Origin of the sequence: Intestinibacter sp., from assembly GCF_034113885.1 — a bacterium.
Taxonomy (GTDB): Bacteria; Bacillota; Clostridia; order Peptostreptococcales; family Peptostreptococcaceae; genus Intestinibacter.
In genome coordinates this window covers 1-10348 of record NZ_JAXEWM010000201.1, presented here as the reverse complement: position 1 = coordinate 10348, position 10348 = coordinate 1, and the positions used below count along the sequence as shown (strand labels likewise).

General features: G+C 28.5%; 9 protein-coding genes. 5 read left to right on the top strand and 4 right to left on the bottom strand.

Going from position 1 to position 10348, the window contains the following annotated elements:
* Window positions 1-207: 207 nt before the first annotated feature.
* The gene (locus SPD90_RS15360; protein WP_320925442.1) at window positions 208-501 is read right to left on the bottom strand and encodes an Rrf2 family transcriptional regulator; all 294 of its coding nucleotides are present in this window, start codon (window positions 499-501) and stop codon (window positions 208-210) included.
* A 194-nt stretch (window positions 502-695) separates the two neighbouring features.
* On the opposite strand from SPD90_RS15360, the gene SPD90_RS12450 reads away from it, so the two are divergent.
* Entirely contained in the window at window positions 696-1148 is a 453-nt protein-coding gene (locus tag SPD90_RS12450) for a MarR family winged helix-turn-helix transcriptional regulator (protein WP_320625275.1), read from the top strand.
* A 79-nt stretch (window positions 1149-1227) separates the two neighbouring features.
* Here the strand turns inward: SPD90_RS12450 and SPD90_RS12445 are convergent, their stop codons facing one another.
* Window positions 1228-2433, bottom strand: a complete 1206-nt coding sequence (locus tag SPD90_RS12445; protein ID WP_320925441.1) for a pyridoxal phosphate-dependent aminotransferase — start codon at window positions 2431-2433, stop codon at window positions 1228-1230.
* Between the two features lie 345 nt (window positions 2434-2778).
* Between SPD90_RS12445 and SPD90_RS12440 the strand changes: the two genes are divergently transcribed.
* Window positions 2779-3534: an exodeoxyribonuclease III gene (locus SPD90_RS12440; RefSeq protein WP_320925440.1), complete on the top strand. Its 756-nt coding sequence runs from the start codon at window positions 2779-2781 to the stop codon at window positions 3532-3534.
* 73 nt (window positions 3535-3607) lie between these two features.
* Here SPD90_RS12440 and SPD90_RS12435 read toward each other — a convergent pair whose 3' ends face one another.
* A complete protein-coding gene (locus tag SPD90_RS12435; RefSeq protein ID WP_320925439.1) occupies window positions 3608-4375 on the bottom strand; it encodes a 3'-5' exonuclease in 768 nt (255 codons plus the stop codon).
* A gap of 247 nt (window positions 4376-4622) precedes the next feature.
* Here SPD90_RS12435 and SPD90_RS12430 point away from each other — a divergent pair, with 247 nt between their 5' ends.
* A complete protein-coding gene (locus SPD90_RS12430) occupies window positions 4623-6521 on the top strand; it encodes a glutamine synthetase (RefSeq protein WP_320925438.1) in 1899 nt (632 codons plus the stop codon).
* 693 nt (window positions 6522-7214) lie between these two features.
* Complete coding sequence (locus SPD90_RS12425) at window positions 7215-7880, top strand: hypothetical protein (RefSeq protein WP_320626437.1); 666 nt, start codon at window positions 7215-7217, stop codon at window positions 7878-7880.
* 75 nt (window positions 7881-7955) lie between these two features.
* Here SPD90_RS12425 and SPD90_RS12420 read toward each other — a convergent pair whose 3' ends face one another.
* A complete protein-coding gene (locus SPD90_RS12420) occupies window positions 7956-9068 on the bottom strand; it encodes an MGDG synthase family glycosyltransferase (protein ID WP_320626436.1) in 1113 nt (370 codons plus the stop codon).
* 139 nt (window positions 9069-9207) lie between these two features.
* Between SPD90_RS12420 and SPD90_RS12415 the strand changes: the two genes are divergently transcribed.
* A partial coding sequence (locus tag SPD90_RS12415) for a hypothetical protein (RefSeq protein ID WP_320925437.1) occupies window positions 9208-10348 on the top strand: 1141 nt, incomplete at its 3' end.

Sequence of the window (10348 nt, the reverse complement as noted above, 5' to 3'; positions counted from 1 at the left end):
CCCGCTTCTTCAATAGTGAATATACGTGAATCTATTCAAGGCACAAAGTTATATTCTTCAACAATTCGCGTAATTTCTACTAATTGTACTCCGTCAGCACGTACAAAAAAAAAACGATATTCTATTTCCTCTTTTATGGCTAATTTATCATATATTGCACCCGCAAGTGATAATAATTTTCTCTTCCAAAATGGAAATCCATTTTTTTCAGCAAAATTTTTGTTTGGACCTGTACGCAAACTTAATAATCGGCCGCATTAAAATTTCTAATGGATTAACAGCAGCTGCTTTGACTCTTACTAAAACTTCATGTATCTTACAACCAACTGGACATTCAGGAGATGGATTTTTGTGTATTCCAATTAAGTTTTCTAATGAATTTGGATCGACTGCATTATATATATCAAAAAGAGTAATTTCTGATGGATTCATCGCCAATTCTGCACCTGCATGACCGCGGCGAACATTAATAATTCCTGCTTTTTTTAGTGATCCAAATATGTTACGAATAATAACAGGATTAGTTCCTGTACTATTTGCAATTATTTCGCATATTATTATTTTATTTACAATAAAATAAACTAAAAAGTAAAATTAAAAATAATAAAAAAATATATTTAAAATATGTTGTACTGGTAACAACTTTAGTGTAAAATATACAAGGAAAAAAAAATACAGCAATCTGAGGTGATTAAATGAAATGTATAGTGACAGATACGATAAGTTTTTTATCTAACACATTTCCTAAAATTTATTCTAGTTTATACTTAAACTACCTAAAACAATATTCAAGCTTATACGATGTAAATAAGACTCAATTGAGAGCTTTAGTATTTATGAGAAATTACGGAGAAATAAGCATGACAGAGTTATGCTCTAAATTAAATATAGAAAAAGGCAGTTTAACTAGCATGATAGATGATTTAAGCGATAAGGGATATGTTTATAGAGAAAAAAATCTTAAAGACAGAAGAAAATATATGATAATTATAACTGAGGAAGGTAAGAAAATAGCTGCTGATTTCACAGAAAGATTGAGTAATGATTTAGAAGAGAAGTTCTTCAAATTAAACGATGAGGATAGAAAAAAATACTTAGAGGCTATAGAAACTCTTGATACTTTACTAAATAAAAGTGAATTAAATTAATTTTAGACTAAAAAGGGATATGAAATAAATCATATCCCTTTTGTCTATTTTAAGTTAAATTATAATCTAAAATTTAGTATTAAGCATTAGCTTTAGCAGCTTTGTAAGCTTTTAATCCTTCAGCTAATAATTTACCAGCAGCTCTTAAATCTTCTTCTTTTAAGATGTAAGCAAGTCTTATTTCGTCAAGTCCAAGACCAGGAGTTGCATAGAATCCAGCAGCTGGAGTAGCCATAACTGTAGCTCCATCCATACGGAATTCAGTTAACATCCATTTTACGAAGTCTTCAGCATTGTCAACTGGTAATTTAGCAACTATATAGAAAGCACCCATTGGTTTTTCGCATATAACGCCTTCAGCTTTCATTAATTCTTCGTATAATACATCTCTTCTCTTGCAGTATTCATCGTTTACTTCTTTTAAGTAAGAAGCTGGAGTTTCGTTGAATAATGCAGCAGCACCTAATTGTTCTATAGTAGCTATACATAATCTACCTTGGCATAATTTCATAACTTCGCCCATGAATTCTTGGTTTTTACAAGCTATAGAACCTATTCTAGCACCACAAGCGCTGAATCTCTTAGATACAGAGTCTATTATTATACATCTGTCTTCGATTTCTTTTACGTTACCGAAGCTAGTGTATTCAAGTCCTTCATATATGAATTCTCTATAAACTTCGTCAGCTACTAGCCATAAGTCGTTTTCTTTAACTATTTCAGCTAACATGTAAACTTCTTCTTTAGTATATACACAACCAGTTGGGTTACCTGGGTTAGAAACTAATATAGCTTTAGTTTTGTCATCTATTTGAGCAACTATTTCTTCTTTTGATGGAAGGTGGAATCCGTTTTCAGCTTTAGTAGTTATAGGTTTAACTTTCATTCCTATAGATTGTCCGAAACCATTGTAGTTAGTATAGAAAGGTTCTGGTATTAAAACGTTATCCCCTGGATCACACATAGCCATGAAAGAGAATAATAAAGCTTCACTACCACCGTTAGTTACTATTAGATCTTCAGCAGCGAAGTCCATATCGTAAGTTTTATAGTATTTTTGTAATGCTTCTATTAATTCAAGAAGACCTTGAGATCCAGCATATTCAAGAACTGGTTCTTTAAAGTTTTTAACTGCTTCGAAGAAACATTCTGGAGTTTTTATATCAGGTTGTCCTATATTTAAGTGATAAACTTTTACTCCGTCTGCTTTAGCTTTAGTAGCTAATGGTGCAAGCTTTCTGATTGGAGAAGATTGCATAGATTTTACTCTGTTAGAAAATTTCATTGAAGAATACCCCCTTGTATTTTAAAAAATATAATTAGATTTATACATCTTGAATAATTAGATTTATACATCTTAATCTATTAATATATTAACATAAAATGGAAAAAAAATCATCGTTTTATCGAAAGTAAAAATCGCATTAAATGACAAAATATAAAAAATAGTCATTATATTGTAATAATTTATTAAATAAAATTAAAAATAAACTTTTTATAGATGTGAATTATAAAAAAATATAGTTAAATCTATATAATAAGGTATAATAAATAGAAGAGAAACAACAAAAAATAATTAATATGACAAAAAATAATTAATACGATAAAATTTAAAAAAGGAGAAAAGTTTATGAAATTTATATCATGGAATGTAAACGGAATAAGAGCCTGCGTGACTAAAGGCTTTTTAGATTTTTTTAATGAGGTAGATGCAGATATATTTTGTCTTCAGGAGACTAAGCTGCAAAAAGGGCAAATAGACCTCGATTTGCCGGGATATCATCAATACTGGAACTACGCCGAGAAAAAGGGATACTCAGGAACTGCAATTTTTACAAAAAAGGAGCCACTATCTGTAAATTATGGAATGCAAATAGAAGAACACGACAAAGAGGGAAGAGTTATAACATTGGAATTTGAAAAATTTTACTTTGTAACTGTGTACACACCTAATTCTCAAAGCGAGCTAAAGAGACTTGACTACAGGATGAAATGGGAGGATGATTTTAGAAATTATCTATCTGATCTAAATGATAAAAAGCCGGTTATAGTTTGCGGAGATTTAAATGTGGCACATAAGGAAATAGATCTAAAAAATCCTAAGACAAATAGAAAAAACGCTGGTTTTACAGATGAAGAGAGAGCTAAATTTACTGAGCTATTAGAAAGTGGCTTTATAGATACATATAGATATTTTAATCCTGATAAAGAGGGAGTATACTCTTGGTGGTCTTATAGATTTAAGGCTAGAGAAAAAAATGCTGGCTGGAGAATAGATTATTTCTGTGCATCAAAGGATTTAGAAAAAAATCTAATAAGTGCAGATATACATACAGAAGTACTTGGTTCAGATCACTGTCCGATAGAATTGGTAGTTGAAATATAATTAAAACTAAAAAATAGCTGTTATATATTTAATATTTATATAGCAGCTATTTTTTTAGTGTAAAATATTAGAACTAATTATTATTTTTATCGTTTTTTGGATTTAATAAAAACTTATTTTTTCTGCCCATATTGTAGGCTGTGTGTATTAATTTTTTATCCTCTTTAGTTAAATCTCTTTTTAATATAGATCTACATTCTGCAAATAATTTATCATAATCGATTTTTAGCTTTTGCTTTTCCTTTTTAGACAGGTTGTAGGTATATGTTTCAGCTTTAATAATGCTTTTATTGTTGATCTTTTGAAAGACAAGGGCTGTATAATAAGCATCGTTTAAAGCATTGTGGTATTTTTTATCCTGTTCCAATTCTAGTATTGAAATCGCATTTTGCAGTCCAATACATTTACCTACAGGGTTGTTAAAAAAATTAGAAGCATGCTGTTGGATATTAATATATTTAACTGGAATTTTTTCGGGAGATAAATTGTAAAAAATTATATTTCTATATAGCTCCTTTAAGTCGTTTGTTCCCCAAGTGCCGAATATAGCGTTTTTAGAATCAATAAATTTTAAAAATTGTTCGTAAACATCTGTGAAACTAGGGGCATTTTTAAGGTCGCTATTTGTGATACCGGTCATTTTTTTTACAAAAGGATGTATATCTTTGTATATTTGTGATTTTATATAACTTGAAAATGTATCTATTATATTTAGTTCGGAATCTAGTTTAATAGCTCCGATTTGTATTATTTCAAATGGACATTTGGCATTTGAAACAGTTTTATTATTAACCCTATCAAAGCCTTGGTTAAATTCTAAATCAAAAATTATATAATTCATAATATGTTTTCTCCTAATTTGTGTATAATTGTACAATATATTAATTATATCATTAAATTGATAAAAAATATGCCTTTATAATTAATATATGATAAATTTAATTATTTTAAATATGGAAAATAAAATAAATAAAAAATGTTGCACATTTTTACAAAATTATATATAATAAGAAAAGAAAAATACGAATAAAAAACGAAAAATTAAGTCTATAATACGGATTTATAAGATATAGGGGGATTATTTTTATATGAAACAACAAATTCACGTAATAGATAAAAGAAAAGTTAGCAATGAGGAGTTAAAACAAATATTATTAGACAATCCTAATATTAAATTTTTATCTCTTATGGGTGTAGACCTTGGAGGTAATGCAACTGACGAAAAGGTACCAATAAGCTTATTATTAGATGATGTAGATGACTTTTTAAAATCAGCAATACAAACTGATGGATCTAGTGTTGAATTACATAATATAGCAACTTTAAATAACGCAAAGGTAGACTTAATGCCTGACCAAGACTGCAAATGGTATGTTGATTATAATTTAGAAAATATAGATAAAGAAACAGGACTTCCTGTAGGAACTCTTAAAATACCAGCTCTTTTAATACACGATAATAAGAGAGTAGGTTCGAGAGGAATACTTAGAAAAGCACAATCAAACTTTAAAAAATCATTAATAGAAATATTTACTGAATGCCCACAAATAATAAATAGTATAGGCATAGACAGTGTAAATGATATAGAAGATATAGTTTTAACTGCTGCTACAGAATTAGAGTTTTGGGTAAATACTCCAGAAGATAAAGCGGACTTAGAAAAATTAGCAGTTTCTCAAAGCTTAAAGGAACAATACTGGAAGAGAACTCACGGAATAATAAGAACTTGCTTAGAACAATCTCTAGAAAAATTAGAAAAAATGGGAATATCACCAGAAATGGCACATAAAGAAGTCGGTGGAATATCTAGCTCTATAAATAGAGATGGTAAAACTAAGCATGCTATGGAACAACTTGAAATATCTTGGAAATTCGACAGCCCAATACAAGCTGCTGATAACGAAATAGCAGTTAGAGAAGCTGTTGAAGATATATTTACAATGAATGGTCTTGAAGTTACATTCAAAGCTAAACCAATCCAAGGAGTTGCAGGTAGTGGTGGACATACTCACTTTGGTGTAAGCTTAATACTTAAAGATGGTACTTTCAAAAATTTATTCGCTCCACTAGATATGACAAAAGATTACTTAAGTGAAGCTGGATATGGTGCTTTAATGGGACTTTTAAAGAATTACGAAGTTATAAATCCTATCGTAACTAACAGCATAGATGGATTTGAAAGATTAGTACCAGGATTTGAAGCTCCAGTTTGTATAGTTACTTCACTAGGACATACTTATGAAACTCCATCAAGAAATAGATCTGTACTTGTAGGTCTTATAAGAGATGCTAAAAAACCTAAATCACTTAGATTTGAGCTTAGATCTCCAAACCCACTTTCAAATACTTACCTTGTAATGGCAGCATGCTATCAAGCAATGCTAGATGGTATAAAATTTGCAGCTAAGAGTGGATTAGACACTAAGGCTTTAGAAAAAGAATTATCTAAAGATATCGGTGAAGAAGGTCTATACTTAGAAAAAGATAGAAAATACAGAGATGAAAACAACGTATTTGAATATTATACTGATGAAGAAAGAAACGAAAGATTCGGTATACCACCAGCAACAGTATATGAAAACATGTTAAATCTTACTAAAAACGAAGATAAGCTAGAATGCTTAAAGGATGGAAATGTATTTACTGACAGTATAATAGATTCATTTAAATACGGTTCACTTAATAAATGGAAAAAAGAATTAAGACATAGAATAATACACGACGATATAGAAGTATTAAGAGGATATGTAAAATTACACAGCAAAGAAAATATGGACGCTCTAGATGAAGTTAACTGGAATAAGATTTCTGATATAAAATTCAATATAATGAAGGATACTTTAACTAGAAAATCACTATTTACAAGAATAAATGAAGCTATAGATAAAAAGGATTATGAAAAAGTTTCTGAATTACAATTAGAGCTTAGCAAAGAAATGAAAGAAATAAGAGAGTTATATTCTCACTATAAAAAGAATATTTACTAGAATATAATAAAGAAAGCTGTTACATGGGCTAAATTGCCAGGGTAACAGCTTCTTTTTTGTTTAATGATAAATAATATGAAAAGCTATGAAAAATATTATTATATAAGACGAAATTTTCCTCAAATAATCATAGCTGGATTTAGGTATTATATTGAAGTTAAATGTAATTACAGTCGATAATAGCAATAAACCTAAAATATCAAAGCTAAAAAAATTTACATTTATAAAAAAACAGGATATATGGATTAAAAAAGATATAAAACAAATAAATATTGAAAGTTTGTTGTATTTTGAGGTTATAGGCAAAATTAGATTTATTGCTTTTTTTAAATCGAGGCTGTTTATTTTAATGTAGATATCTTTAAAAAAATAAGATAGAAAATTTACAAATAATATAATTGCACATAAAATTCCGCTTATGTTACCTAAGATTCTAATCATATGAAACCTCCCTAAAAAATATTTTCTAATAATTATATATTTAAAAAGTCCGCAAAAAAGTATATTTTAAATATCAAAATTATATCCTGAGAATTGTTAATTTAATGTTAAGTTTAAAAAAAGATTATTATTTAGAGGATTTGCTATCATAAAATAGAATATATATAATAAAATAATATAAAATACTTATTAATTTAAGCTATTCATATATATAAATTATAAAAACTTAAATGAAAAAAGGGGGTTGATTTTATGAAACGTAGATTGATACAAGACGTTTTGACTTATTGTTTTTTACCAATAATAGGCATTGGATTTTTTTATGGTCAAAATGCGAGTGTCCCTTGGTTTATATTGATAGTTGGATTTTTATATACCTTTTACACTAAAAAGAAAGAAAATAGAATTAATTATACATTTGCAGGATTTTTAACATTATTTACTACATATTTTTTACTGACGGGCAATATAAAAGGACATATGCTAGTTCAATTTAATTTGGGCTTTGTTATATTTATATCGATAGCTATTTTACTATTAGAAGCGCTCGATGTGAGTATATGCAAAATAGCATTTCAAGATATACTGATGATGTTAGGTGAGAGCAAGCTAGGAGTATATAAGATAGGCAAGAGAAGTAAAGCTAGTTTAAATTTAAAGAAGCTGTCTACAATAATTATACTAGAGCTTCTGAGTTGTGATTTAGTAGCTATTTATTATATAAATATTAAAAATATTCAGAATTTTAATGCTATGATAAGCTATGAGGCTTTAATAATTATAATTTTCTCTTTAGTAGAGCTTTATCAAATTAATTTGATTAGAAGTAAGATAAAATATATAAAAAATAAGAATAAAAAGCTTGTTAAGGAAAAGGTCGATTTAGGCAAGGTTATTAATTTAGAACAATATAGATAGTATAAAAGAATATAATTGAAAAGGTACATAAAACAGATTAAAAATCTATTTTTGTACCTTTTTTGTTTAGCTTTTTTATAGAAGTTCCATTACGTAGTCGCCGATTTTTTCTGGATTTATATTTTTCTTTACGTGGACTAGATTTTCAAGCATGAAGTTTATTCTGTGATCTAAATCTCCATTTACCATTAGGTCAAAAATTTCTTTTAGCTCGACTTCGCTGTTGTACACTATGCCTATTCCCTTGTCGATTATAAATTTTGAGTTTTCGATTTCTTGTCCGACCTTAGGTGTCTTTATTATAATAGGTATTTGAGCATTTATAGCTTCGAATAGAGTAGCTCCACCTGGTTTAGTCACTAATAAGTCGTAATCCTTGATTAAATCTGGCATATTAGTCACAAATCCCAAGACCTCGATATTTTGTAGAGGTTTTTTCACAGTTAAATTGTTAAAAAGCTTTTCGTTTTTACCTGTTACGATAGTCACATGAAGCTTGTCCTTGTACTCTAAGCAAAATTCATCTAGCCATCTCATAAAATCCTCGTCAAAATCGAATAGACCTCTTCCACCACCCATTAGAAGAAGGTTGTATTTTCCGTCTTTGAAATAAGTTTTATTTTTTATATTAAACCTTTTATCTGTAGGTACGCCTGTAACCCTAAAAATATCGGGATTTAAGCCCTTTTGGACGTATCTATGCTTGATTTCGTATGTAGGTACAAAATACATATCTGTATTAGGGAAAATCCATTCTAAGCTGTCTACAACGTCTGTGATGACTGTTATACATGGAATAGGGTTGTTCTCCTTTTTTGAGTTAAAATCGTGAACACATCCAGCAGCCGATGGAAATGTCGAGATTATCAAGTCTGGTTTTATTTCCAATATATATTCTGTCAGCTTAGGCGTATATATTTTATATGTTATATCGAATTTTGAATTAAAATTTTTCTTGGCATAATAATAATAGTTATAAAGTTCTGGTACGTATTTAGTATTTTTTTCGTACATCTTAACCATTGGGTTATTTATACGCGGTATGCTGGCGTTTATAAAATTTTGAATTACTATATTGTAATTTGGATTTTTTTCTAGTATATACTCCTTTATAGCATTGGCTGCACTTACATGGCCAGCACCAAATTGAGCTGTTAATATTAATATAGTTTTATTAATATCACTCAAATTATCACCTCCAATTTAAAATAATACCATTTATAGTATTATACAGTTATATTCATTTTAAAGCAAATTTTGGAATATTGTCTAAAAATAAATAGAGGAAAAAATTGGAATAAATCAAAATAGATATAGAGGTGATTTTATGGACGATGTAAAATCGAAAAAGACTTATAAAATACGCGATAGGGATTTCTTTGAGGTTCTAAAGATGATCGTGTTTTCTGTGATTGGAGTGGCGTTTTTCTTTTTTCCGATATTTTTAAATAAAAATATCGTCTCTCCCGTGGTTTATATATCTGATTTTGTGTATTTAAAGCATGCGGGATTTGTGTATGTCTGTACTATTTTATTTATATCGCTTGTACTTTTAAAGCAAATTATTAAAAAAGAAAAGGGCGTATTTGTAATAGCGGATATACTTATTAAAATTTTATCGATTTTAATCTTGGCATTTTTTTTATTCAAAAATGAGTTTATACTTTTTAAGGACTTGGATTTAGTCCAGATAATGAAGGAGAGTTTATTTAAGCTAGTTGTATTTTTCCCAATAAGCGCAGTGTTTTTGCCACTTCTTGTGGAGTATGGTCTACTAAATATATTCGATGGATGCTTTGGAGGATTTACGAAGAGGTTTTTTAGGACGAGCGGTAAGAATATACTGATATTTGCGGTGTTTTTCTTTGTAGACGGATTTGTCGGATTTTATCTAGTGTATAGGCTATATAGAGAGGGTAAGCTTAGAAAAAATGAATGTGTAAACTCTATATTGAATTATCCAATTTTGCAAATCTATTTAGTAGCGTATACAGCAAGTCGATTGAGGTTAGATTTTTTAACTCTTGTAATATCATATTTATTCGTGTTTTCAGTCGTAAATTTGATTCTATGTAGAATTTATCCAATAAAGAATATAAAAAAAACTTTCTTTGTAAAAAACAAATATAAGGAGAAGACATATAGAAAAAATAAATTTAAAATGTCTGTAATTATGTATTTGGAAAATAAAGAAAAAAAGAGCTTGTTTAAGTATATTTTTGAGTACTTAAACGAAGCTATAAATATAGTCGCAGGTATGGTTCCTCTTTTGATATTTTCTTTTTTATTTACGGATTTTATTATAAAAAATGAAATAGCGGTAAATATTATGAGTGATTTGTATGCAGATTTTCTAGGAATTTTAAAAATGCCGTACCCAGATTATATTGCAAAATCGATTAGCTTGGGATTTTTAAACCAAATCTACTCGATTGAAGTTCTAAATAATCAAATAACATTTATATCTA

What these genes read in the sequence shown, in the direction of transcription:
- SPD90_RS12450 (WP_320625275.1), top strand. Translation starts at nt 696, where the DNA reads ATGAAATGTATAGTGACAGATACGATAAGTTTTTTATCTAACACATTT.
- SPD90_RS12430 (WP_320925438.1), top strand. Translation starts at nt 4,623, where the DNA reads ATGAAACAACAAATTCACGTAATAGATAAAAGAAAAGTTAGCAATGAG.
- SPD90_RS12440 (WP_320925440.1), top strand. Translation starts at nt 2,779, where the DNA reads ATGAAATTTATATCATGGAATGTAAACGGAATAAGAGCCTGCGTGACT.
- SPD90_RS12445 (WP_320925441.1), bottom strand. Translation starts at nt 2,433, where the DNA reads ATGAAATTTTCTAACAGAGTAAAATCTATGCAATCTTCTCCAATCAGA.
- SPD90_RS12435 (WP_320925439.1), bottom strand. Translation starts at nt 4,375, where the DNA reads ATGAATTATATAATTTTTGATTTAGAATTTAACCAAGGCTTTGATAGG.
- SPD90_RS12425 (WP_320626437.1), top strand. Translation starts at nt 7,215, where the DNA reads ATGAAACGTAGATTGATACAAGACGTTTTGACTTATTGTTTTTTACCA.